This window comes from Kluyvera sp. CRP, from assembly GCF_019930565.1.
In the GTDB taxonomy this organism is placed as follows: Bacteria; Pseudomonadota; Gammaproteobacteria; order Enterobacterales; family Enterobacteriaceae; genus Kluyvera; species Kluyvera georgiana_A.
Map to the genome: position 1 here is coordinate 2,310,398 of NZ_CP082841.1, position 24,195 is coordinate 2,334,592.

The 24,195-nt window shown below is 55.8% G+C and carries 26 protein-coding genes; 19 read left to right on the forward strand and 7 right to left on the reverse strand.

Features of this window, described 5'->3' with window-relative positions:
• The 6 genes from K7B04_RS10825 (at window position 1) to hycI (ending at window position 5,030) form a co-directional block, all read left to right on the forward strand.
• Window positions 1-924, forward strand: a complete 924-nt coding sequence (locus K7B04_RS10825; protein WP_167576558.1) for a respiratory chain complex I subunit 1 family protein — start codon at window positions 1-3, stop codon at window positions 922-924.
• A 16-nt stretch (window positions 925-940) separates the two neighbouring features.
• Window positions 941-2,650, forward strand: a complete 1,710-nt coding sequence (hycE, locus tag K7B04_RS10830; RefSeq protein WP_223804008.1) for a formate hydrogenlyase subunit HycE — start codon at window positions 941-943, stop codon at window positions 2,648-2,650.
• 165 nt (window positions 2,651-2,815) lie between these two features.
• Entirely contained in the window at window positions 2,816-3,358 is a 543-nt protein-coding gene (locus K7B04_RS10835) for a formate hydrogenlyase complex iron-sulfur subunit (RefSeq protein ID WP_064547792.1), read from the forward strand.
• Window positions 3,358-4,125 carry an NADH-quinone oxidoreductase subunit B family protein gene (locus K7B04_RS10840; protein WP_167576556.1) on the forward strand — a complete coding sequence of 256 codons (768 nt, stop codon included), beginning with the start codon at window positions 3,358-3,360 and terminating at the stop codon, window positions 4,123-4,125. The genes K7B04_RS10835 and K7B04_RS10840 overlap by 1 nt, the downstream gene beginning before the upstream one ends.
• Window positions 4,122-4,532, forward strand: coding sequence for a formate hydrogenlyase maturation HycH family protein (locus tag K7B04_RS10845; protein ID WP_163445873.1), 411 nt, complete (start codon window positions 4,122-4,124; stop codon window positions 4,530-4,532). The genes K7B04_RS10840 and K7B04_RS10845 overlap by 4 nt, the downstream gene beginning before the upstream one ends.
• A gap of 24 nt (window positions 4,533-4,556) precedes the next feature.
• Window positions 4,557-5,030 carry a hydrogenase maturation peptidase HycI gene (gene hycI / locus K7B04_RS10850; RefSeq protein ID WP_223804009.1) on the forward strand — a complete coding sequence of 158 codons (474 nt, stop codon included), beginning with the start codon at window positions 4,557-4,559 and terminating at the stop codon, window positions 5,028-5,030.
• Between the two features lie 41 nt (window positions 5,031-5,071).
• On the opposite strand, the gene K7B04_RS10855 is transcribed toward hycI, so the two are convergent.
• A complete protein-coding gene (locus K7B04_RS10855) occupies window positions 5,072-6,778 on the reverse strand; it encodes a GNAT family N-acyltransferase (protein ID WP_223804010.1) in 1,707 nt (568 codons plus the stop codon).
• A gap of 111 nt (window positions 6,779-6,889) precedes the next feature.
• The gene (gene hemB / locus K7B04_RS10860) at window positions 6,890-7,864 is read right to left on the reverse strand and encodes a porphobilinogen synthase (protein WP_163445875.1); all 975 of its coding nucleotides are present in this window, start codon (window positions 7,862-7,864) and stop codon (window positions 6,890-6,892) included.
• Window positions 7,865-8,257: 393 nt separating this feature from the next.
• Here hemB and K7B04_RS10865 point away from each other — a divergent pair, with 393 nt between their 5' ends.
• Window positions 8,258-8,884: a helix-turn-helix domain-containing protein gene (locus tag K7B04_RS10865; RefSeq protein WP_163445876.1), complete on the forward strand. Its 627-nt coding sequence runs from the start codon at window positions 8,258-8,260 to the stop codon at window positions 8,882-8,884.
• Here the strand turns inward: K7B04_RS10865 and ampH are convergent.
• Window positions 8,881-10,044, reverse strand: coding sequence for a D-alanyl-D-alanine-carboxypeptidase/endopeptidase AmpH (gene ampH, locus K7B04_RS10870; protein WP_163445877.1), 1,164 nt, complete (start codon window positions 10,042-10,044; stop codon window positions 8,881-8,883). The two genes, K7B04_RS10865 and ampH, sit on opposite strands and share 4 nt — an antisense overlap.
• 331 nt (window positions 10,045-10,375) lie before the next feature.
• Here ampH and sbmA point away from each other — a divergent pair, with 331 nt between their 5' ends.
• Complete coding sequence (sbmA, locus tag K7B04_RS10875; RefSeq protein ID WP_163445878.1) at window positions 10,376-11,599, forward strand: peptide antibiotic transporter SbmA; 1,224 nt, start codon at window positions 10,376-10,378, stop codon at window positions 11,597-11,599.
• A gap of 31 nt (window positions 11,600-11,630) precedes the next feature.
• Entirely contained in the window at window positions 11,631-12,737 is a 1,107-nt protein-coding gene (locus K7B04_RS10880; protein ID WP_223804011.1) for a DUF1615 domain-containing protein, read from the forward strand.
• On the opposite strand, the gene K7B04_RS10885 is transcribed toward K7B04_RS10880, so the two are convergent.
• On the reverse strand, window positions 12,734-13,036 hold the full coding sequence (locus tag K7B04_RS10885) for a DUF2755 family protein (RefSeq protein WP_064547813.1): 303 nt from the start codon (window positions 13,034-13,036) through the stop codon (window positions 12,734-12,736). The two genes, K7B04_RS10880 and K7B04_RS10885, sit on opposite strands and share 4 nt — an antisense overlap.
• A 249-nt stretch (window positions 13,037-13,285) precedes the next feature.
• Here K7B04_RS10885 and K7B04_RS10890 point away from each other — a divergent pair, with 249 nt between their 5' ends.
• Window positions 13,286-13,480, forward strand: a complete 195-nt coding sequence (locus K7B04_RS10890; RefSeq protein ID WP_065357860.1) for a DUF2754 family protein — start codon at window positions 13,286-13,288, stop codon at window positions 13,478-13,480.
• 47 nt (window positions 13,481-13,527) lie between these two features.
• On the opposite strand, the gene ddlA is transcribed toward K7B04_RS10890, so the two are convergent.
• Window positions 13,528-14,628, reverse strand: coding sequence for a D-alanine--D-alanine ligase (gene ddlA, locus K7B04_RS10895; protein WP_223804012.1), 1,101 nt, complete (start codon window positions 14,626-14,628; stop codon window positions 13,528-13,530).
• Window positions 14,629-14,905: 277 nt separating this feature from the next.
• Between ddlA and K7B04_RS10900 the strand changes: the two genes are divergently transcribed.
• The 4 genes from K7B04_RS10900 to K7B04_RS10915 all read left to right on the forward strand — a co-directional run bounded on the left by K7B04_RS10900 (window position 14,906) and on the right by K7B04_RS10915 (window position 18,614).
• Window positions 14,906-16,105 carry a multidrug efflux MFS transporter gene (locus tag K7B04_RS10900; RefSeq protein ID WP_163445881.1) on the forward strand — a complete coding sequence of 400 codons (1,200 nt, stop codon included), beginning with the start codon at window positions 14,906-14,908 and terminating at the stop codon, window positions 16,103-16,105.
• A 302-nt stretch (window positions 16,106-16,407) separates the two neighbouring features.
• Entirely contained in the window at window positions 16,408-16,668 is a 261-nt protein-coding gene (locus tag K7B04_RS10905; protein ID WP_064547820.1) for a sigma-S stabilization anti-adapter protein IraP, read from the forward strand.
• Window positions 16,669-16,751: 83 nt separating this feature from the next.
• Window positions 16,752-18,179 carry an alkaline phosphatase gene (phoA, locus tag K7B04_RS10910; protein ID WP_223804149.1) on the forward strand — a complete coding sequence of 476 codons (1,428 nt, stop codon included), beginning with the start codon at window positions 16,752-16,754 and terminating at the stop codon, window positions 18,177-18,179.
• Between the two features lie 99 nt (window positions 18,180-18,278).
• Window positions 18,279-18,614 carry a PsiF family protein gene (locus K7B04_RS10915; protein ID WP_163445884.1) on the forward strand — a complete coding sequence of 112 codons (336 nt, stop codon included), beginning with the start codon at window positions 18,279-18,281 and terminating at the stop codon, window positions 18,612-18,614.
• Window positions 18,615-18,670: 56 nt separating this feature from the next.
• Here the strand turns inward: K7B04_RS10915 and proC are convergent, their stop codons facing one another.
• On the reverse strand, window positions 18,671-19,480 hold the full coding sequence (gene proC, locus K7B04_RS10920) for a pyrroline-5-carboxylate reductase (protein WP_064547835.1): 810 nt from the start codon (window positions 19,478-19,480) through the stop codon (window positions 18,671-18,673).
• 158 nt (window positions 19,481-19,638) lie between these two features.
• Between proC and K7B04_RS10925 the strand changes: the two genes are divergently transcribed.
• The 4 genes from K7B04_RS10925 (at window position 19,639) to ppnP (ending at window position 22,211) form a co-directional block, all read left to right on the forward strand.
• Window positions 19,639-20,091, forward strand: coding sequence for a YaiI/YqxD family protein (locus K7B04_RS10925; RefSeq protein ID WP_064547826.1), 453 nt, complete (start codon window positions 19,639-19,641; stop codon window positions 20,089-20,091).
• A 272-nt stretch (window positions 20,092-20,363) separates the two neighbouring features.
• Window positions 20,364-20,888: a shikimate kinase AroL gene (gene aroL / locus K7B04_RS10930; protein WP_223804013.1), complete on the forward strand. Its 525-nt coding sequence runs from the start codon at window positions 20,364-20,366 to the stop codon at window positions 20,886-20,888.
• Between the two features lie 282 nt (window positions 20,889-21,170).
• Window positions 21,171-21,848, forward strand: a complete 678-nt coding sequence (locus K7B04_RS10935) for an AroM family protein (RefSeq protein WP_223804014.1) — start codon at window positions 21,171-21,173, stop codon at window positions 21,846-21,848.
• A gap of 78 nt (window positions 21,849-21,926) precedes the next feature.
• The gene (ppnP, locus tag K7B04_RS10940) at window positions 21,927-22,211 is read left to right on the forward strand and encodes a pyrimidine/purine nucleoside phosphorylase (RefSeq protein WP_065357852.1); all 285 of its coding nucleotides are present in this window, start codon (window positions 21,927-21,929) and stop codon (window positions 22,209-22,211) included.
• A gap of 44 nt (window positions 22,212-22,255) precedes the next feature.
• On the opposite strand, the gene rdgC is transcribed toward ppnP, so the two are convergent.
• A complete protein-coding gene (rdgC, locus tag K7B04_RS10945) occupies window positions 22,256-23,167 on the reverse strand; it encodes a recombination-associated protein RdgC (protein ID WP_064547833.1) in 912 nt (303 codons plus the stop codon).
• Window positions 23,168-23,254: 87 nt separating this feature from the next.
• Here rdgC and mak point away from each other — a divergent pair, with 87 nt between their 5' ends.
• Entirely contained in the window at window positions 23,255-24,157 is a 903-nt protein-coding gene (gene mak / locus K7B04_RS10950; RefSeq protein ID WP_223804015.1) for a fructokinase, read from the forward strand.
• Window positions 24,158-24,195 lie beyond the last annotated feature (38 nt).

Genomic DNA, 24,195 nt, shown 5'->3' on the forward strand with positions numbered 1-24,195 from the left:
ATGACGGTCTTATTTGCTTTACTGCAGGCGCTGGTGCTGTTCGCCGTCGCGCCGCTGCTCTCCGGTATTACCCGCGTACTGCGCGCTCGGTTGCATAACCGTCGCGGGCCGGGCGTGATGCAGGAGTATCGCGACATCATCAAACTGCTGGGTCGTCAGAGCATTGGCCCGGATGCGTCCGGCTGGGTTTTCCGCCTGACGCCGTTTGTGATGGTGGGCGTGATGCTGACCATCGCCACCGCGCTGCCGGTGGTCACCGTGGCGTCGCCGCTGCCGGGACTGGGCGATCTCATCACCCTGATCTATCTGTTCGCGGTGGCGCGTTTCTTCTTCGCGATCGCCGGTCTGGACACCGGTAGCCCGTTCACCGCCATCGGCGCCAGCCGTGAAGCGATGCTCGGCGTGCTGGTGGAGCCGATTCTGCTGCTGGGCCTGTGGGTCGCCGCGCTGGTGGCCGGTTCAACGCACATCAGCAATATCACCGACACCCTTTACCACTGGCCGGTCAGCCGCAGCATTCCCCTGGCGCTGGCTTTCTGCGCCTGTGCCTTCGCTACCTTTATCGAAATGGGCAAACTGCCGTTCGATCTGGCGGAAGCGGAGCAGGAACTGCAGGAAGGCCCGCTGTCCGAGTACAGCGGCAGCGGCTTCGGCGTGCTGAAGTGGGGCATCAGCCTGAAACAGCTGGTGGTGCTGCAAATGTTCGTTGGCGTGTTTATCCCGTGGGGCCAGATGACCAGCTTTAGCGTGAGCGGCCTGGTTATCGCGATCGTTGCCGCCATCGTCAAGCTGGTGGTCGGCGTGCTGATTATCGCGCTGTTCGAAAACAGCATGGCGCGTCTGCGTCTGGATATTACCGGTCGTATCACCTGGACCGGGTTCGGTTTAGCCTTTTTAGCCTTCGTCTCCTTGCTGGTGGCGTGATAAGAGAGTTTTGAGCATGTCTGAAGAAAAAGTGGGTCAACACTACCTCGCTGCGCTGCACCAGGCCTTCCCGGGCGTGGTGCTGGACGAAGCCTGGCAGACCAAAGACCAGTTAACGATTACCGTAAAGGTGAACTACCTGCCGGAAGTCGTCGAGTTTCTTTACTACCAGCAGGGCGGCTGGCTGTCGGTGCTGTTCGGCAACGATGAACGTAAACTGAATGGACACTATGCGGTCTACTACGTGCTGTCGATGGAGAAAGGCACTAAGTGCTGGATCACCGTGCGCGTGGAAGTGGACGCCAATAAACCGGAATACCCGTCGGTCACGCCGCGCGTGCCTGCTGCCGTTTGGGGCGAGCGTGAAGTGCGCGACATGTACGGTCTGATCCCGGTCGGCCTACCGGATGAGCGTCGTCTGGTGCTGCCGGATGATTGGCCGGACGAGCTGTATCCGCTGCGTAAAGACAGCATGGACTACCGTCAGCGTCCGGCGCCGACCACCGACGCGGAAACCTACGAGTTCATCAACGAGCTGGGCAGCAAGAAGAACAACGTGGTGCCGATTGGCCCGCTGCACGTCACCTCCGATGAACCGGGCCACTTCCGTCTGTTCGTTGACGGCGAGAACATCATCGACGCCGACTACCGTCTGTTCTATGTCCACCGCGGCATGGAAAAACTGGCGGAAACCCGCATGGGTTATAACGAAGTGACCTTCCTGTCCGACCGCGTGTGCGGCATCTGCGGCTTTGCCCACAGCACCGCCTACACCACCTCCGTCGAGAACGCGATGGGTATCGTGGTGCCGGAACGCGCGCAGATGATTCGCGCCATCCTGCTGGAAGTGGAGCGTCTGCATTCGCACCTGCTGAACCTTGGCCTGGCGTGCCACTTCACCGGCTTCGACTCCGGGTTTATGCAGTTCTTCCGCGTGCGTGAAGCGTCCATGAAAATGGCGGAAATCCTCACCGGGGCGCGTAAAACCTACGGTCTGAACCTGATTGGCGGCATCCGTCGCGACTTCCTGAAAGACGACATGATCCAGACCCGTCAACTGGCGCAGCAGATGCGTCGTGACGTGCAGGATCTGGTGGATATTCTGCTGAGCACCCCGAACATGGAACAGCGCACCGTCGGTATCGGCCGCCTGGATCCGGAAATCGCCCGCGACTTCAGCAACGTCGGCCCGATGGTTCGCGCCAGCGGCCACGCCCGTGACACCCGCGCCGATCACCCGTTCGTGGGCTACGGTCTGCTGCCGATGGAAGTGCACAGCGAGCAGGGCTGCGACGTTATTTCCCGTCTGAAGGTGCGAATCAACGAAGTGTTCACCGCGCTGAACATGATTGACTACGGCCTTGATAACCTGCCGAGCGGCCCGTTGGCGGTGGAAGGTTTCACTTACATTCCACACCGCTTCGCGCTGGGCTTCTCTGAAGCGCCGCGTGGTGACGATATCCACTGGAGCATGACCGGCGACAACCAGAAGCTGTACCGCTGGCGCTGCCGTGCGGCAACCTACGCCAACTGGCCAACTCTGCGCTACATGCTGCGCGGCAACACCGTGTCCGATGCGCCGCTGATTATCGGCAGCCTCGACCCTTGCTACTCCTGTACTGACCGTATGACTGTGGTCGATGTGCGTAAGAAGAAGAGCAAGGTCGTGCCGTACAAAGAGCTTGAGCGCTACAGCATCGAGCGTAAGAACTCGCCGCTGAAATAATTGGGGCATTGCGTGGGGGATTTCCCCTCACCCCGACCCTCTCCCCAGGGGCGAGGGGGAAGGGCAGATCGAGCGCGAACTGACTGACCGCGCCGATCGGTCCCCTCTCCCTTAGGGAGAGGGTTAGGGTGAGGGGAAAACCCCGCACGCAAGCTGGGAGCAACTATGTTTACCTTTATTAAAAAAGTCATCAAAACCGGCACGACGACATCGTCCTACCCGTTAGAGCCGATGCCGGTAGATAAAAACTTCCGCGGCAAGCCGGAACACAATCCGCAGCAGTGCATCGGCTGCGCGGCATGCGTTAACGCCTGCCCGTCGAACGCGCTGACGGTGGAAACCGATCGCGCCGCTAATCAGCTGGCGTGGCAGTTCAACCTCGGTCGCTGCATCTTCTGCGGCCGCTGCGAAGAAGTGTGCCCGACGGCGGCAATTAAGCTGTCGCAGGAGTATGAGCTGGCGGTGTGGAAAAAAGAAGATTTCCTCCAGCAGTCGCGCTTTGATATCTGCAACTGCCGCGTGTGTAACCGTCCGTTTGCGGTGCAAAAAGAGATTGATTACGCCATTGCGCTGCTCAAGCACAACGGCGACAGCCGCGCGGAAAATCACCGTGAAAGCTTTGAGACCTGCCCGGAATGTAAGCGTCAGAAATGTTTGGTGCCTTCCGACCGTATTGACATGACTCGCCACATGAATGAGGCCATCTGATGAGCAACTTAATAGGGCCACGCGACGCCAACGGCATGCCGGTGCCGATGACGGTAGAGGAATCTATCGCCAGCATGAAAGCGTCGCTGCTGAAAAACATCAAACGTTCCGCCTATGTTTACCGCGTGGACTGCGGCGGCTGTAACGGCTGCGAGATTGAAATTTTTGCGACGCTTTCGCCGCTGTTCGACGCCGAACGTTTTGGCATTAAAGTGGTGCCGTCGCCGCGTCATGCCGACATTCTGCTGTTCACCGGGGCGGTGACTCGCGCCATGCGTTCGCCGGCGCTGCGCGCCTGGCAGTCTGCGCCGGATCCGAAAATCTGTATCTCCTACGGCGCGTGCGGTAACAGCGGTGGTATCTTCCATGACCTGTACTGCGTTTGGGGCGGCACCGACAAAATCGTACCGGTAGACGTGTATATTCCGGGTTGCCCTCCAACGCCTGCGGCGACGCTGTACGGCTTTGCCATGGCGCTGGGCCTGCTGGAGCAGAAAATCCACGCCCGCGCGCCGGGTGAGTTGGACGCCCAGCCTGCGCAACTGCTGCATCCGGACATGGTCCAACCGCTGCGTGTGCAGGTTGACCGCGCCGCGCGCCGCCTGGCGGGCTATCGCTACGGTCGTCAGATTGCCGACGACTATATGCTGCGTCTGAATCAGGGCGATGCTCAGGTTCAGCAGTGGCTGGAGACGGAAAACGATCCGCGTCTGACGGAAATCGTCACGCAGCTTAACCATGTAGTAGAAGAGGCACGTATTCGATGAGCGAACAGGTGGTGTTCAGTCAACTGAGCCGTAAATTTATTGATGAGAACGATGCGACGCCCGACGAGGCGCAGCAGGTTGTCTATTACAGCCTGGCGATTGGCCACCACCTCGGGGTCATCGACTGCCTCGAAGCCGCGCTGACCTGCCCGTGGGACGACTACCGGGCGTGGATCGCCACCCTGGAAGAGGGCAGTACGGCGCGACGTAAAATGGAAGGCGTGCCGAAGTACGGTGAGATTGTTATCGACAGCAACCATGTGTCGATGCTGGCCCACGCCTTTGATAAAGCGCGCGCCGTACAAACCACGCAGCAGCAGGAGTGGAGTCAGGCCATGCTCAATATGCTGCACGCGATTCATCAGGAGAGCGCCATCTATCTGATGGTGCGTCGCCTGCGTGACTGATTTTTGCAAGATTGAGGAATAACCATGACTGACGTTTTACTTTGTGTCGGCAACAGCATGATGGGCGATGACGGCGCGGGCCCGCTGCTGGCGGAAAAGTGCCTCGCCCAACCGAAAGGGGCGTGGGTGGTGATTGACGGCGGCAGCGCGCCGGAAAATGACATCGTCGCGATCCGCGAGCTGAATCCCGATCGTCTGCTGATTGTCGACGCCACCGACATGGGGCTGAATCCCGGCGAGATCCGCATCATCGATCCGGACGATATCGCCGAGATGTTTATGATGACCACCCATAATATGCCGCTGAACTACCTGGTGGATCAGCTGAAAGATGACGTGGGTGAGGTGGTTTTCCTCGGCATTCAGCCGGATATCGTCGGCTTCTATTACCCGATGACCGAGGCGATTAAAGACGCGGTCGAAGTGGTGTATCAACGGCTCGAAGGCTGGCAGGGGCACGGCGGCTTTGCGCAACTGGAAGCGGAGGATGAGGCGTAATCCGCTCCTCATCCAGGCCCTCTCCCGGTCCGGAGAGGGCTCTATTCACCCAAATGTGCGGCAATGTAGCGCTGATAGCGATTGGCCTTCAGATAGGTTAAGTCCACCAGTACCAACCCATCCACGCAGTTGTTAAAGTCCGGGTCGCTGCCAAAATCGATAAACTGCACGCCGCCCGCTTCACAGACTTCGGAATATTGCTTGTACAGCGGCGGAATGCCGCAGCCAAGGTTGCCGAGCAGCGACTTTAGCCGGGTCAGGTCTTCGCTGTAATCTTCGCCGCTAAACTGCGCCAGCACGTCGGGTAACGACGCCGGGTACGGGCGGCGCGATTCCGCCAGCGGATGCGTTGCCGGGAACCACAGACGGTAGAAGGCAACCAGCAGGTCGTGCGCCGCCGGTGGTATCCCGCCGGAGATAGAGACCGGACCGAACAGGTAACGGTAGTGCGGATAGCGCGCCAGATACGCGCCGATGCCGGACCACAGGTAGTCCAGCCCACGGCGTCCCCAGTAGCGCGGCTGAATGAAGCTGCGTCCTAGTTCAATACCGTGTTGCAGAATATCATCCATCCGCTCATCGTAGTGGAACAGACTATAGCTGTAGATGCCGTCCAGCCCACGTTTTTCCAGCTGCATGGCGGTAGGGATAAAGCGGTAGGCACCGACGATTTCCAGATCTTCTTCATCCCATAGAATCAGATGCAGATAGTCGTCGTCATAACCGTCAACGTCGCGGCGTTTGCCGCTACCTTCACCGACTGCGCGGAAGGCGATTTCACGCAAACGGCCCAGTTCGCGCAGCAGCGGCGCATCTTCCTGGCCGTTACGTTGCCATAAATAGATCATTTTCCCGTCCGCCGTGCGCCCCAGACATTCCGCCTGGTTGAACTCGCGCTTAAGCAACGCGCGCGCCTCCGGGCGAGCAATCGCGCTTTCGGTTTTGAATAGGCCCGGCAGCCCTTTGCCTAACCGCTGGACGTGGCGATAGCACCGGTCTGTCATTTCACGCGGCGTGGACTGCGGATTAAACCAGGCGGACCACGAAATTTGTTCACCAAGCGTTAACGGCAGGCTGCTGTTACGGCGACGGAACATCTGCTGCATCAGTAGCAGCAGCGGCAGGTTTTGCGACATCAGCGTGCTGGCGTAAAACAGCGCACTGTTGCGCGCATCAATCCACGCTGGCAGCAGCGGGGCGCGGTATTTCGCCGCCAGCTTGATAAAACCGGAGTGCCATTTTTTATCGCGAATGCCGCGACGCGTCAGGCGCGACACTTCGCCTGCCGGGAAGAAAATCAGCACGCCGCCGTTTTGCAACTGGCTGTCCATTTGCTGGAGCGCGGCTTTAGCGGTGCGACCGTTGATATTGTCCACCGGAATAAACAGTGAGCTAAGCGGTTCAAGGTGCGTCAGCATCCGGTTGGTGACCACTTTGATGTCGCGGCGCACGCGGGAAACGGCGTAGAGCAGGGCCAGACCATCAAGCGTGCCGGTAGGATGGTTAGCGATGATCACCAGCGGACCTTGTTCGGGGATTTGTTCGAGACTGCGTAGTGGGAGATCGCAGTGGATATTGAGGTATTCCAGCACCTGTTCGACGGTATCCAGCCCTTTCAGGTGCCGGTGGCGTGCCGCGAATTGTTGAAACTCTTCTTCATGCAGCAGTTTTCTCAGCACGCTCTTTTGCCAGGGGGCGGGCCTCGCCTCTGGCCACAGGTCGTCGATGACATTGTCGAGACTAAACATAGTGGCTCCTCCTCTGTCCTGCTGTGACAGTAGAAGGGGGAGATGTCGGTTAGATGGCAGTTTGGTGACGTTTTATGACAAAACGCCCCGCATGGCGGGGCGTTGGGGGGATTAACGCAGAATTTTCTTCTCGGCTAAATCGAGGGCGAAGTAGCTGAAGATGAGGTCCGCGCCCGCGCGTTTGATGGCGCCGAGGCTTTCCAGCACCACTTTCTCTTCGTCAATGGCGCCGGCCTGTGCGGCAAACTTAATCATCGCGTACTCGCCGCTAACCTGGTAGGCGCCAATTGGCAGCTCGGTGCGTTCACGGATATCGCGCAGGATATCGAGATAGGCGCCCGCTGGTTTGACCATCAGGCAGTCGGCGCCCTGGGCTTCGTCGAGCAGTGATTCGCGAATCGCCTCGCGGCGGTTCATCGGGTTCATCTGATAGGTTTTGCGATCGCCCTTCAGCGCGGTGCCGGCCGCTTCACGGAACGGGCCGTAGAAGGAGGAGGCGAATTTGGTGGAGTAGGACATGATCGCGGTATCGGTGAAGCCCGCCGCGTCCAGCGCCTGGCGAATAGCCTGTACCTGGCCGTCCATCGCCGCGGAAGGGGCGATAAAGTCGGCACCCGCCGCCGCCGCAACCACCGCCTGTTTGCCGAGGTTAGCCAGCGTCAGGTCGTTGTCCACGCCGTGATCGCACAGCACGCCACAGTGGCCGTGAGAGGTGTATTCGCAGAAGCAGGTATCGGACATGACGATCATTTCCGGTACGGTTTGCTTGCAGATGCGCGACATACGCGCCACCAGACCGTCTTCTTTCCAGGCGTCGCTGCCGGTGGCGTCGGTGTGGTGAGAAATGCCAAAGGTCATCACCGAACGGATACCGGCGTTAGCAATGCGTTCAATTTCGCGCGCCAGATGTTTTTCTGGAATGCGCATCACGCCCGGCATGGCCTCGATGGCTTTGTAATCGTTGATTTCTTCTTCAACAAAGATCGGCAACACCAGGTCGTTTAAGCTCAGTGTTGTCTCTTCAAACATGGCGCGCAGCGCAGCGGATTTGCGCAGGCGACGGGGGCGATGGAGTAAGTCTGTCATGGTATGCCTGATGTTTGTGAAATAAGACCACTATTGTAACCGAATCAGGGTAAAGATGTTTTACTAAAGTGGTGGTTATGCTCATCGTACGGCCAGGCGGCATGGAACGCGACGAACGGATATTGCTTAATACCTCATGAGTGGAATGAATACTTAATTTTTATTATTTTGTGATTAAGTATATTTAATATTTTTGTTTTCATCTTTCATATTGGGGTAATGGTTTTTTTAAAACGATTTTTAAAAGTTTTTACTTTACTCAGCGGGAAAGTTTTTTATTATGTTCATCAGGTTCTTTTTCGGACCTGGCGCATACAGAACCGGAACTATTCTGTATATCTTAGGACATTATCCCCATCACGAAGAGGGGGATATTTGCACGGATTGCATCGCATGCCTTATCTCAGTAAACCACACGCCGAATTTATCGCGCTCGATAAGCATCTGGCGCCACGTGGCGTGAGCTTTAATCTGCAACCAGGGCAGAGTGTGCTGCCAGTTGACAGCACCCTGGGGGAGATGACCATCGTGGTACAAAAAGGGGCGGTTTCCCTACGCCGCGAAGAGCACAACGTTCTCTTTGGCCTGGTTCAGGGACCGTCGATTTTTGGTCTGGCCGCGGCGGCCAGCCCCATTCATAACCGTTATTCGCTCACAGCCGAAGCCGAATGCCGGGGGTACTACCTCCCGGCAAAAGAGACCCTACAATGCCTTGACCGCTATCAGCTCTGGCGAGAAGCGTTTTACTGGATGGCCTGGCAGACGCGTTTGCTGGAACAACGCGATAAGCAGTTAATTGGCGCTAACCATTATCATCAGATTCGTGCCACATTATTAATGATGCGCAACTGGGACGATAATATTCGCGCACGTATTGGCGTGCTGAATTATATTCAGCAACGTACGCGAATATCGCGCTCGGTGATAGCCGAGGTGTTAGCCGCGCTGCGCCAGGGCGATTATATCCAGATGGAAAAAGGCAAACTCGTCGGTATTACGCGTTTGCCTTCGGAATATTAAGAGGCAGGGATAACGTTGGCTTTATTACCGCTGAGCTCGGTCACTAATTCATTAATGCCGTCGCTCATATTGACGAAGCGGGTTAACGGCGAGCGGGTCACCACCACGAAAGCGCCGACGTTAGACTGCGGAATCATCGCCATATAGGTGATAAAGCCGCCGCCGCCGCCGGTTTTCTGGATAATGCCAGGGCGACCATCTTTCGGCGCCATGTACACCCAGCCGAGGCCCAGCGCGTCGGCGCGGCCCGGCACGTCCATGCCAATCACGCGGGTTAACTGGCTACGCTTGTAGACCAGCGTCTGCATCCGGTCGGCCTGGCTGCTGCGGTGGTAGAAATCGGATGACAGATACTGCTGCATCCAGCGCATCATATCGCCCGGCGTAGAGTACACGCCACCGCTGCCCATGGCCGCCAGCGTGTTATTACACGGGCTGGCCCCTTTCTCCGCCACCATCAGGCGGCCACACTGGTCCGGCGACGGCGTAAACGTGGTGTCCTTCATGCCCAGCGGGCGCGCGATCTGCTCTTCAAACAGCTGTGGATAGGGTTTGTGCGCGGCGTTGCCCAGCGCGTCGGCCAGCAGGTCGAAGGCCAGGTTAGAGTAGCTGGCCTGCGAGCCCGGCGCGGCGTGCAGTTTTGCCGTTGACAGATAGTTCCAGCGCTGCGACTGAGTCGGCCAGACGAAGACCGGACGATGCGCCGCGCCGCCCGGCTGCTCGCGCGGCAGAGAGCTGGTATGCGTTGCCAGGTTCACTAAGCGAATTGGCGTGCCGTTGTAAGTCGGGACGCTCGCGCCCGACGGTGCATATTTACTCAGCGGGTCGTCGAGCTTCACCACGCCCTGGTCGAGCAGTTTCACCAGCATTTCGCTGGTCATCAGCTTCGTCAGCGAGGCGATACGAATCACCGAGTCAAGCTGTGGATGCACGTTGTTGCCCGGACGGGTTTCGCCAAAGCTGCGGAACACGCGCTGGTTGCCGTCGATCACCACCAGGGCCATACCGGTCGCGCCACTCCCGTAAAAGATATGGTTAGCGTATCGGTCAACAATATCGGACGCAAACGCGGGCGCGGTAATCGGCTGTGGCTGAGCTGCCTGCACCGAGGTCAATGACGCCACGCACAGCGCGGCAGAAAAAAGCAGACTACGTTTCAACGGAAGCATCCATGAATTGAAATGGGAGAGTAATGCGTATTTATACTAAAAATACATCGAATCGGCATCAGGCACAGCGCCATTAAACGGTATGATAGCGGGAAAAACGTAACCGAGCGTAAACGCGATGATTATTCCGCGATGTGGATACGCGCTTTTGTGATCCGACGCGTATGATAGAGACGTGGACCGCCTGCGAACTCTGGCGGTATTTTTCGGTCTGATTGCACAGTTACATTGCCTAATACCTCTTTACGGTAAAAACGATCCGTGGCGGTATTCTGTTGTCACAGCACAACGCAGAATCATAAGAAGTTAGCAGGAGAGTACGATGTTTAAGTCTTTTTTCCCTAAGCCGGGTCCCTTTTTTCTCTCGGCGTTTATTTGGGCAATGGTCGCGGTGATTTTCTGGCAGGTGGGCGGCGGTAGCTGGCTGCTGCGCCTGACCGGCGCGAGCAATGATGTGCCGATTAGCGCGGCGCGTTTCTGGTCGCTGAACTACCTGGTGTTTTATGCCTACTATCTGGTGTGCGTCGGGCTATTTGCCGGCTACTGGTTTATCCGCAGCCCGCACCGCTGGCAGTACTGGTCGATTCTGGGCACGGCGCTGATTATTTTTGTCACCTGGTTTCAGGTAGAAGTGAGCGTGGCAGTGAACGCCTGGTATGCGCCGTTTTACGATCTGATTCAAAAAGCGCTCTCCGCGCCGCATAAGGTCGCAATTGGCCAGTTTTATCAGGAAATTGGAATCTTTTTAGGTATCGCCTTTATTGCGGTAGTCATTGGCGTATTGAGTAACTTTTTCATTAGCCACTATATCTTTCGCTGGCGTACCGCGATGAACGAATACTACATCGCGCACTGGCAGCACCTGCGTCATATCGAGGGGGCGGCTCAACGTGTGCAGGAAGATACCATGCGTTTTGCCTCTACGCTTGAGGATATGGGCGTTAGCCTGCTGAACGCGATCATGAAACTGATTGCTTTTCTGCCGGTACTGGTCGCACTTTCCCCACATGTACGTGAACTGCCGATTGTTGGGTATATACCCTATGGTCTGGTGATTGCCGCCATTATCTGGTCGTTGCTCGGTACCGGTTTACTGGCGATAGTCGGTATCAAGCTACCGGGGTTAAATTTTAAGAATCAACGGGTGGAAGCGGCATATCGTAAGGAATTGGTGTACGGCGAGGATGATCCTAATCGCGCTACACCACCAACGGTACGCGAGCTGTTTGACGCCGTGCGCCATAACTACTTTAAACTCTATTTCCATTACACATATTTTAATATTGCACGCATCGTGTATATACAGGCAGATACCGTTTTCGGTCTGTTCCTGCTGTTTCCGTCGATTGTAGCCGGTACGATTACGCTCGGTCTGATGACGCAGATCAGTAACGTATTCGATCAGGTTCGTAGTTCGTTCCAGTATTTGATCAGCTCCTGGACCACGCTGGTGGAGCTGATGTCTATCTACAAACGTCTGCGCAGCTTCGAACGAGAGCTGGATAACAAAGATCTGCCGGATGAAATCGTTCAGCCGCAAAGTTAAGAAAACCGTTTATTTTTGATAAGGATAGCCCATGGCGATAGCCACAACGCGTTACCGTTCGTTTGCCCTGACCCTGCTGGCCGCCGCGCTGTTAAGCGCCTGTACCAGCCAGCAGGCACCGCAGCTGAAAGAGGGCGAAGAACCGGTCGATGTGGCAAGCGTGGTGCGGCAAAAAATGCCCGCCAGCGTGAAGGACAGAGACGCCTGGGCGCAGGCGCTGGCGAAGACTTTCGAGAGCCAGAAGCTGGCGCCGACGGAGGAGAATATCTGTTCGGTGCTGGCGGTCGCGCAACAGGAGTCGAACTATCAGTCCGACCCGTCGGTACCTAATCTGAGCAAAATCGCCTGGCAGGAGATCGACCGCCGGGCGGAGAAGATGCATATCCCGGTTTTCCTGGTGCACACCGCGCTGAAAATCAACTCGCCCAACGGTAAAAGCTACAGCGAACGGCTGGATAACGTGAAAACCGAAAAACAGCTGAGTGCGATATTCGACGACTTTATCGGCATGGTGCCGATGGGGCAGAAGCTGTTTGGCTCGCTTAACCCGGTCCACACCGGCGGGCCGATGCAGGTCAGCATCGCCTTTGCCGAACAGCATCAGGATAACTATCCGTGGAAGATGGAGGGTACCGTACGCCAGGAGGTGTTCTCGCTGCGCGGCGGTCTGTGGTTCGGCACCTACCATCTGCTTAACTACCCGGCGAGCTACACGGCGCCTGTTTATCGCTACGCCGACTTTAATGCCGGTTGGTACGCCAGCCGTAATGCGGCTTTCCAGAATGCGGTCAGTAAAGCCACCGGCGTGAAACTGGCGCTGGATGGCGACGTTATTCTTTACGGCAGCGATGAGCCGGGCAGCACGGAGAAAGCGGTCAGGAAACTGGCGGACAAGCTGTCGCTGAGCAACGCTGAAATTCACCGTCAGCTACAAAAAGGCGACAGCCAGGCGTTTGAAAGCACCGCGTTGTACAAAGGGGTGTATAAAATTGCCGAGCAAAAAGCGGGTAAACCGCTGGCCCGCGAGATGCTACCGGGGATTCAGCTGGAGAGCCCGAAAATAACCCGTCAGTTAACCACGGCGTGGTTTGCTAAACGGGTTGATGAGCGCCGGGCCAAATGCATGGCGCTGAATTAATCGTGATGACGCAGGCGGCGCACCAGGGAAACTACGCCAAGGATGGCGCAGCCTGCGAGGAAGGGCACCAGGCCAAACAGCGTACTCACGCCGAGGCCAATTTCCACGCGCGGACGGCCGCTATCCTGAATCTGCATCAGGTGCTCATAGATACCTGGAGCGTGCAGCACCAGCGATAGCAGTTGCGCGCCTACTGAAAAGCACAGCAGGACGAAAAGCGCGTACGCGAGGTTGCCTGACGCGGAGGACGCCTTTTTCTTCCCACTGAACATGAGTTTTGACAAGGTAAAATCTGTCATTGGGACCTCCAGGATCACGTGAAGACGGATGATTGCGTGTTACTGGGGTGAGTGTGGCAGTAGATAGGAATTGTCAATATCGGATTTATGGTAAATTTTGAGCCAGAATATTCCTGGTTTTGCTGTCCGATTTACGCATTTCCCGCTTCAGCTTGAGGTTAAATCCCATTAACATTCGCTAACTGCCGTTCACACCACAGACGTTGTCGCGGGTTTATGGCATCCTGTTTTCTTTGTGATGGAGCCGCTATGAACCTGCCTGTAAAAATCCGACGCGACTGGCACTACTACGCATTTGCGATTGGTCTTATCTTTATTCTTAACGGAATTGTTGGCCTGCTGGGTTTTGAGGCTAAGGGCTGGCAAACCTATGCCGTGGGGCTGGTAACGTGGGTGATTAGCTTCTGGCTGGCAGGGTTGATTATTCGTCGCAGAGAAGAGTAAAAGGTCAGGATTTATCGGGGCGCGTTGCCGTGCCCCGCAAACACGTCTTAATCGTTCATTGATGTTTTCAGCGCTTTATCGGCCTGATGGCGTTCCAGCGCGAGCTCGATCAAGCGGGTAATCAATGATGTGTAGTCCAGGCCGCTGGCCTGCCACAGTTTCGGGTACATGCTGATGTTGGTGAAGCCAGGCAAGGTGTTGATTTCGTTAATCACCACGTCGTTATCGGCAGTCAGGAACACATCCACGCGCGCCATACCGCTACAGCCTAACGTTTGATAAGCCTCAATCGCGACATGGCGGATTTTATCGTTCACTTCGGCGGGAAGCGCTGCAGGAACCACCACCTTCGCGCCATTATCGTCAATGTACTTGGTATCGTACGCGTAGAACTCGCTGTTCAGCACGATCTCACCGCAGGTGCTGGCCTGCGGGTCGTCATTGCCCAGCACCGCGCACTCAATTTCACGGCCTTTAATACCTTGTTCCACCACGACTTTATGGTCGAATTCGAAGGCTAACGCCACGGCTTTCGCATACTGCTCCGCATCGTTGACCTTGCTGACACCAACCGAAGACCCCTGATTTGCAGGCTTAACGAACAGCGGCAGACCCAGCTTCGCTTTGATCTCGTCGAAGGTGAAATTGTCGCGGTTGCGGCGCGTCAAGGTAGCAAACGGCGCAATAGACAGCCCGGCATCGCGCAGCAGACGCTTGGTGACGTCTTTATCCATGCAGGCGGCTGAGCCCAGAACGTCGGAGCCGACAAACGGCAGGTTTGCCATACGTAGCATCCCCTGCAGGGAACCATCTTCCCCCAGCGTGCCGTGCACAATGGGGAAAATCACATCAATGGCATCCAGCGGTTGGCCGCTTTCGGCGTCGATCATCTGCTGGCGTTCGCGGCCTGGAATATGGGCCAGCGTCGTCGTAGAAGGGCGCAGCGCGATACGGGCGGGGTCCTGAGCGTTGAGCAGATAGTTCTGCGCATCGCTGATGTGCCACTGCCCCTGTTTATCGATGCCTAACAGCACCACGTCAAACCGCGTTTTATCAATCGCTTCTACAATATTTTTCGCGGACTGTAGGGAGACTTCGTGCTCCGCCGATTTTCCGCCAAAAACAATCCCAACCCGCAACTTTGCCATTCTCTCAATCCATCCATTCCAAAACGCAAAGCACATAACATACCACGGGCGATGCGGGCTATCTGCCTTTTCCATATCGTTCCGCGCAAATCATCTTCAGGTGCTAAGCATAAGTCACTAATGTTCTGCATTTTTATCGTGATATGTATCACAAAAATGCGTTTGTTGACTGATAAAATCCTGAAGTTATCGATTGAGCATCTCTGACAATACGGCGAGAGAAGCGAGTTGCTAACCTGACAACTTGTTCCCGTCAATTGAAGTCAAACGCGTCGTTATGGAATCCTGGAAGGTTAACCTTATTTCCGTCTGGTTCGGCTGTTTTTTCACCGGGCTAGCGATTAGCCAGATTTTGCCTTTTTTACCGCTTTATGTGGCGCAGCTTGGCGTCACCTCGCACGAATCGCTGTCCATGTGGTCAGGCTTGACCTTCAGCGTCACCTTTCTGGTTTCGGCGATCGTTTCGCCAATGTGGGGAAGCCTCGCGGACCGTAAAGGCCGCAAGTTAATGCTGCTGCGCGCATCGCTCGGGATGGCGGTGGCGATTCTCCTGCAGGCCTTCGCCACCAACGTCTGGCAGCTCTTTTTCCTGCGCGCCATTATGGGCTTAACGTCCGGCTATATTCCTAACGCAATGGCCCTTGTGGCCTCGCAGGTGCCGCGTGAGCGCAGCGGTTGGGCGCTCAGCACCCTCTCGACGGCGCAGATCACCGGCGTGATCGGCGGGCCGCTGCTCGGCGGTTTTCTGGCTGACCATGTAGGGCTGCGAATGGTGTTCTTTATCACCGCATTCCTGCTGATGGTGAGCTTCCTGGTGACGCTGTTTTTAATCAAAGAGGGCTCCCGCCCGGTGCTGGAAAAAGGCGAGAAGCTGAGCGGTAAGGCGGTATTTGCCTCACTGCCGTATCCCGGGCTGGTGATCAGCCTGTTTGTGACGACGATGGTGATTCAGCTGTGTAACGGCTCGATTAGCCCAATTCTGGCGCTGTTTATTAAATCGATGTCGCCGGATAGCACTAACATTGCCTTCTTAAGCGGCATGATTGCCGCTGTGCCCGGCGTATCGGCGCTGATTTCCGCACCAAGGCTGGGCAAGCTCGGGGACCGTATTGGCACGGCCCGCATTTTGCTGGGCACGCTGGTCTTTGCCGTGGTGCTGTTCTTTGCCATGTCGTTTGTGACTACGCCGCTACAGCTTGGCATTCTCCGTTTTATTCTTGGCTTCGCCGATGGCGCGATGCTGCCGGCGGTACAAACGCTGTTGCTCAAATATATTAGCGAGCGCGTTACCGGGCGTATATTCGGCTATAACCAGTCGTTTATGTATCTGGGTAATGTGGCGGGGCCGCTGATTGGCGCATCCATTTCCGCAATGGCCGGATTCCGCTGGGTATTTATCGCCACCGCGGTGATTGTGCTGATTAACCTATGGCAACTGGCGGTAATGCTCCGCCGTACCCAGCCGGTTCGCCAGTAATATCATGGTAACGATGGAAATAGCGGCACAACGTTATTTCCATCGATTCATTCCACTGTTATTCAACTTTGTTCGATGGCCCTGCATTATTATGCGAGAGAAACGTTTCGCTGGCGAAAAATGAAACTAATTCCATGATATTCATGAGGATTATATTTTTGCGGGTTTCACTTGCAGAATTGTCTGGATATTGTAATTCTATTCCTGCTTGCCAAAGGGGAATGGAACCGTATGTTTTAGCGGTCTATTTATTTTTTCAGGGCCTGCATCCAGCCCATCGCTATCCATAAGGAAAACGCGCGATGAAAAATTTCATTGCTGAATTGCTGGTAAAACTAGCCGAAAAGGAAGATGAAGCAAACGCGCTACGTATTCAGGTTGATGCGCTGGAAGTGGTGGTGACTACGCTGCTACTGCATATGAAACAGCAGCCGCAGTCCGATCTGGAAAGCCACATTGCCGCCACGTTGAATAAGCTTACACCGCCGGAAGATGCTTCCGATCATCATCGCGAATTATTATATAACCATGTTAAACGGTTATTTCTAGCCCCCGAAAAATAGTAGGTCTTTGCTTATTTCACGCTGTCATTAAACTGTCACGCTCTTTTCTTACAGTCTCCATGTTTTCTTTTTTTTAAGTATTTATACATGGAGAAACTAACGTGAAATACCGTGCTATCGTTGCCGCATTATTACCTCTGCTGGGTCTGCCTACCGTTCACGCGGAGACCTCTACCGCTGTTCTCGATAACCGCGCCGCGCAAGGGGACATCACCCAGCCAGGCGGTGCTCGCCGTTTATCTGCCGATCAAACCGACGCGATTCGCGCCTCCTTAAATAATAAACAGGCCAAAAACGTTATTTTGCTGATTGGCGATGGGATGGGCGACTCTGAAATTACCGCCGCGCGTAACTACGCGGAAGGCGCGGGCGGTTATTTTAAAGGTATTGACGCGCTGCCGTTAACCGGCCAGTACACCCATTATGCGCTGAACAAAAAGACCGGTAAGCCGGACTACGTGACCGACTCCGCCGCGTCGGCCACCGCCTGGAGTACTGGCGTGAAAACCTATAACGGCGCGCTGGGCGTCGATATCCATGAAAAAGATCACCAGACGATTCTTGAGCTGGCGAAAGCGGCCGGCCTGGCGACCGGTAACGTGTCTACCGCCGAATTGCAGGATGCGACCCCTGCAGCGCAGATTTCTCATGTCACTTCGCGTAAGTGTTACGGCCCGAGCGTGACCAGCGAAAAATGTCCGACTAACGCGCTGGAAAAAGGCGGTAAAGGGTCCATTACCGAACAGCTGCTGAATGCCCGCGCAGACGTGACGCTGGGCGGCGGCGCAAAAACCTTCGCCGAAACTGCGACAGCGGGTGAATGGCAGGGTAAAACCCTGCGTGAGCAGGCGCAGGCGCGCGGCTATCAGCTAGTGGATAACGCCACCACGCTGGCGGCGATTACTCAGGCTAACCAGGACAAACCGTTACTGGGGCTGTTCTCTGACGGCAATATGCCGGTTCGTTGGGAAGGGCCGAAGGCCTCTTATCATGGCAACCTGGATAAGCCAGCGGTGACCTGTACGCCGAACCCGAAACGTGATGCCAGCGTGCCGACTCTGGCGCAGATGACCGACAAAGCCATCTCCCTGCTGAGCACCAACGAAAAAGGCTTCTTCCTGCAGGTTGAAGGGGCGTCGATCGATAAACAGGATCACGCGGCGAATCCGTGCGGCCAGATTGGCGAAACGGTCGATCTGGATGAAGCGGTGCAAAAAGCGCTGGAATTTGCGAAAAAAGACGGCAATACCCTGGTGATCGTCACCGCTGACCACGCGCACGCCAGTCAGATTATTCCACCGGAAACCAAAGCGCCGGGCCTGACGCAGGCGTTGAACACCAAAGATGGGTCAGTGATGGTGATGAGCTACGGTAACTCGGAAGAGGAGTCAATGGAGCATACTGGCACCCAGCTGCGTATCGCTGCCTACGGCCCGCATGCCGCTAACGTAGTGGGCCTGACCGACCAGACTGATCTCTACTACACCATGAAAGCCGCGTTGGGGCTGTAATCTCCCGACCAGACCGGCGGCATATAATTCGCTGCCGGCCTGGTAAAATTCCTGCCAGCGACCAGACTTACAGAGTTCTACTCACAAAAGGATGGTGCAATGAAAACAACATTACTGATTACCCTACTGTGTGGCGTGTTTGCGGCCAGCGCCGTGTCTGCGGCGACGACGGCTGCCGCGCCGGAGAAGACCCTGACGCCACAGCAACAGCGGATGAGTAGCTGCAATCAACAGGCGACCGCTAAAACCCTGAAGGGGGATGAGCGCAAAACCTATATGAGCAGCTGTCTGAAAGGGGAAGGGGCGACCGCAGACGGCAAAGCGTTAACGCCGCAGCAGCAAAAAATGAAGGATTGTAACGCGCAGGCCGCTCAGAAGACCCTGAAGGGCGACGAGCGTAAAACCTTTATGAGTACCTGTCTGAAGAAAAAGTAAATTCACTTCTTATGGCAAGCTAGCCTGGCCCGGCAGCGTGTGCCGGGCCAGCGTCATCAGGACTTACTCATCTTGTCCGATTTTTCCATGCATTTTGCCATCGCTTCGATGACCGCCGAGCGGAAGCCTTTTTCTTCCAGCACGCGCACAGCTTCAATCGTGGTACCGCCAGGCGAGCACACCATATCTTTCAGTTCACCCGGATGTTTACCGGTTTCCAGCACCATCTTCGCGGAGCCCATAACCGCCTGCGCGGCGAATTTATAGGCCTGGGCGCGCGGCATACCGCCCAGCACAGCGGCATCCGCCATCGCTTCGATAAACATAAATACATAGGCCGGTGCCGAGCCGCTAACGCCCACCACCGGGTGGATCATAGGTTCGGCAATTTCTTCCGCGGCCCCGAAGCAGCGGAAAATATTCAACACATCGGCGATATCTTCCGGGGTGACCAGCGCGTTTGGCGTGACCGACGTCATCCCTGCGTTAACCAGTGACGGCGTATTCGGCATGGCACGGACGATTTTACGATCGTGACCCAGCGCGCGCGCCAGCTGATCGAGGGTAATCCCGGCGGCAATGGAGACCACCAGTGAATCTTTGTTCAGGCTGGAAGCGATGTCGCTCAGTACCTTCACCATAATGCCCGGCTTCACGGCGCCAAAGACGATATCTGCCACCTGCGCCACTTCTTGCGGGCTTTGCGCCGCGTTAATGCCGAACTCATCGCGCAGCGCGGCGACTTTATCCGGGGAAGGGGTATAAACCCAAATCTGCCCAGGAAGTACCTGCCCGCTGGCAATCAGGCCGCCCAGAATGGCCTTTCCCATATTACCGCAGCCAATGAAGCCAATTTTCTTCTCCATCATGTCTCTCCCTCTGTCTGTTTTTTTGTAGTGTACTGTTATAGGCCATTCCCGGCGATGGGTAACGTAATTTTGTGACGCTGGTTGCACATTATTACGTCCGAAGACGCGCTTACCGTATAATCGCCCTTTAACAGCCAGCGTTAAGCGGAGTGAGTATGACGATTTGGGTGGACGCCGACGCGTGTCCGAACGTGATTAAAGAGGTGCTTTACCGCGCCGCAGACCGTACACAGATTGAGCTTGTGCTGGTGGCAAACCAGTATCTGCGCGTGCCGCCGTCGCGCTTCATCCGCGCGATGGTGGTGCCAAAGGGGTTTGACGTTGCCGACAATGAAATTGTGCGCCTGTGCCAACCGGGCGATCTGGTGATTACCGCCGATATTCCGCTGGCCGCTGAAGTGCTGGAAAAGGGCGGGGCGGCGCTGAACCCACGTGGTGAACGCTACAGCGATGCCACTATCCGTGAACGTCTGACGCTGCGTGATTTTATGGACACAATGCGTTCCAGCGGTATTCAAACCGGCGGCCCCAGCGCGCTTTCCCAGCGCGATCGCCAGCAGTTCGCCGCAGAGCTGGACAAGTGGCTGTTGGCGGTAAAACGGGGCTGACAGGATTTCTGTCACCGGAATATGCTACCTTTGCCGCGTCGTTCGGCTTGTCAAAACAAGACAGTTTCATGTACTGTTAGCGCAACGGCTTGTGGAATTATTTTTTTACGCTTTAAATGCAGACGATGGCTGGATATAAAGTGGATAAAATACGCAGACTGAATCTTTTTGTAACCTAAAGTTTACACTTACTTGTGTACTAGTTTGGTGGTATTATTCACGCTTCACATGCACGTCCCGCAATTTTGCGTCATCAGGGGGAATTCCAGGTAATGACACAACCTATTTTTCTTATCGGAGCCAGAGGCTGCGGAAAAACAACAATAGGTCAAGCGCTTACCCATGCCTGCGATTTCCGTTTTGTTGATACTGACCAGGTGTTACAGCAGCGGTCAGGCATGAGCGTGGCGGATATCGTGGCGGCGGAAGGCTGGCCGGGTTTCCGCGCCAGAGAGACCGAAACGTTAATCTCCGTCACCCAGCCAGGGGCGGTTATCGCCACGGGCGGTGGAATTATCCTTGCACCGGTAAACCGCGAGTTTATGCGCCAGAACGGCGTTGTGGTGTACCTGAATGCGCCGGTTCCCGTTTTAGCGCGCCGTCTGGAAGCCTTTCCAGAAGCTGACCAGCGCCCGACGCTGACCGGTAAACCCATTAGCGAAGAAGTCGCCGATGTGCTGGCTCAGCGCGATGCGTTGTACCGTGAAACCGCCCATTACATCGTCGACGCTTCCTTCTCGCCGGAGCGCGTGGTGACGTTGATCCTCGACGCTCTGCACCTGGCCACCGCCAGCTAGCGAAACGCATCGCTTTCTCCCCATCTCTTCCTCATGCTGTGATGCACGCTGCCGATATAACCCTTTTTATTTTGCGGTTATATCGGGCGTAAATCACATTTTTCACCTATTCTGTATGTTATAGAAAAGTTAAAATCAAAACATATCAGGAGAGTACTGGAAACAACTGGAATCTTTACATTCCGCCTCCCGCGGCAGGTGCTACGCTTCTGAGCGGTATTTTTCATCCATCCAGGTGGCTATTTGTAAAGTGAACTTTCAGAAAAGCAGAAGGTAAATAACATGAGTGCAACGATGGCGATTCTTACGATAGGGGTGGTGCCCGTCAGTGAAGTGTTGCCGCTTTTGACCGAGCACATCAGGGAAGATCAGATAACCCACATCAGCCTGCTAGGCAAAATGAATCGTGCTGACGTCATGGAAGGGTATGCACCAGAACCCGGTGAAGAGCGCTTACTGGTTCTGCTAAATGATAACCAATTTGTTGAAGTATCCCGTCCGAAGGTGGAGTTGAGCCTCCAGGCCGTTATTGAGGTTCTGGACAACCAATCCTATGACGTCATCCTGTTACTGAACACGTTCAAATTACGCAGTATGGTGGCGCGCAATGCGATGCTGCTGGAACCTCAGCGCATTATTCCACCGTTGGTCGCCTCTATCGTTGAGGGACACCAGGTCGGGGTGCTTGTGCCTGTCGAAGGCATTTTAAATGCCCAGCAGGAGAAGTGGCAGATGCTGCCCACCTCACCTTATTACGCGCTGGCCAATCCTAACCTCGATACCGATCAACACCTGATTTCCGCAGGCAGTTCACTGCTGGAACAGGGGGCCGACGTGCTGGTACTGGATTCACTCAGCTATCACCAGCGTCACCGTGACCTATTACAAAAAGCGCTGGATGTGCCTGTTTTACTGTCGAATGTGCTGGTCGCCAGACTGGCGGCAGAATTATTGTGTTAACGGGAGAATTTCGCGTGACAGGTTTCTGTTCGCCCCCCTATATTGGTCTTTTGACGACACGATAATAAGGGCCTGTTTATGCTTCAAAGCAACGAATACTTCGACGGAAAAGTGAAATCCATTGGTTTTACCAGCAGCAGCACCGGGCGTGCGAGCGTGGGCGTGATGGCGGAAGGCGAATATACCTTCGGTACCGCGCAGCCGGAAGAGATGACCGTGATCAGCGGCGCGCTGAACGTGTTGTTACCGGGGGAAACTGAGTGGAAAGTCTATGCTGCCGGGGAAGTTTTCAACGTGCCGGGCCACAGCGAGTTTAACCTGCAGGTCGCAGAGCCAACGTCTTATCTGTGCCGCTATCTGTAATAGTTTCCCTTCCTGCTGCGGCAGGAAGGGAAACACCTCATTCATTAACGCTGTGCTTCGCCGCCTAACCCTTCCACCAGGCTTTTAATCAGCGCCGCCAGCTCGCCGGTCATCAGAATAAAGTCGGCATCGAAACGCTGGGCGTAGTCGTCACGATCGATATCTTCGTTCTGATCGCGCAGCTCGTCGCAGAACTTCAGGCGCTTAATCGAGCCGTCGTCGCACATCACGAACTGAATGCGCTGCTGCCAGTCGAGGGCCAGCTTGGTCACCAGCTTACCGGCTTCGATGTGGACAGCGATTTCGTCGCAAACCAGATCCTGTTTTTTCGCACGGATCACGCCGCCGTCTTCGAGGATCGCTTTCAGTTCGGCTTCATCAAGTAGCTGGAAGCCCTGCGCCGTGGTGCCAGAGCGCACCCATTCGGTCAGCGTCAGTTCGATCGGGTTTTCCAGCGTCAGCGGCACGACCGGTAGAGAACCGAGGCTCTTACGTAACAGCGCCAGCGTATCTTCTGCTTTTTTGGCGCTGGCGCAGTCGACCATAATCAGGTCGTTAACGGTGTCGATCCACATCATCGTCTGGCTGAAGCGACTGAAAGCGCGCGGCAGCAGAGAGTGCAGCACTTCATCTTTCAGGGAATCTTTTTCGGTCTTTTTCAGCTTACGACCCTGATCGGCTTCCAGTTTCTGGATCTTCGCTTCCAGCGCCTGTTTAATCACCGGAGAGGGCAGGATCTTCTCTTCTTTGCGCGCGCAGATAATGATCTGACCATTCGCTGTGTGCGTTAGCGCATCGCTGTGTGAACCCATCGGCGGCACCCAGCCGGTTTTCGCCATATCCTGGCTGCCGCACGGGGTGAAGGTCATCTCAGCGAGCTGTTTTTCCATCTCTTCCGCGCGCAGCGAGATGTCGCGGCTGAGACGATAAACCATTAAATTTTTGAACCACAGCATGATAATTTCCACGGTGTTATCGTTAAATCAGCGTGCAATGATAACGAATTGTCTCTGGCCTTGCATTGTTTTAAACAGGAGTGATGAATGCGAATTGGTATCGATCTGGGTGGAACGAAAACGGAAGTTATCGCGCTGAGCGATCGCGGGGAGCAGCTCTATCGTCACCGTCTGCCGACGCCGCGTGACTACCAGCAAACCATTGAGAACATTGCGCATCTCGTCGCACTGGCCGAAGAGGCGACCGGGCAAACCGGGACGGTGGGAATGGGCATTCCCGGCTCGATTTCGCCCTATACCGGGGTGGTGAAAAACGCCAATTCCACCTGGCTGAACGGCCAGCCGTTTGATAAAGATTTAAGCCGTCGTCTGAACCGCGAGGTGCGGCTGGCGAACGACGCCAACTGTCTTGCGGTGTCGGAAGCGGTAGACGGCGCGGCGGCGGGCGCGCAGACGGTGTTTGCGGTGATCATTGGTACCGGCTGCGGCGCGGGCGTAGCGATTGGCGGCCGCGCGCATATCGGCGGCAATGGCACGGCGGGTGAGTGGGGGCATAATCCACTGCCGTGGATGAATGACGACGAGCTGCGCTATCGTGCGGAAGTGCCGTGCTACTGCGGTAAGCAGGGCTGCATTGAGACTTTTATTTCCGGTACCGGTTTTGCCACCGACTATCAGCGCTTGAGCGGTAAAGCGCTTAAGGGCAGCGAGATTATGCGCCTGGTGGATGAGGGTGATGCGCTGGCAGAACAGGCGCTCTGCCGCTACGAGCAGCGGCTGGCGAAATCGCTGGCGCACGTGGTGAATATTCTCGACCCGGACGTGATTGTGCTGGGCGGCGGAATGAGCAACGTTGAACGGCTATACCAGACGGTACCGCAGCTGGTGAAAGAATGGGTGTTTGGCGGTGAGTGTGAGACGCCGATTCGTAAAGCGCTGCACGGGGATTCCAGCGGGGTTCGCGGGGCGGCGTGGTTGTGGCCGGCGTGATTTAGCCCTCACCTTAACCCTCTCCCAAAGGGAGAGGG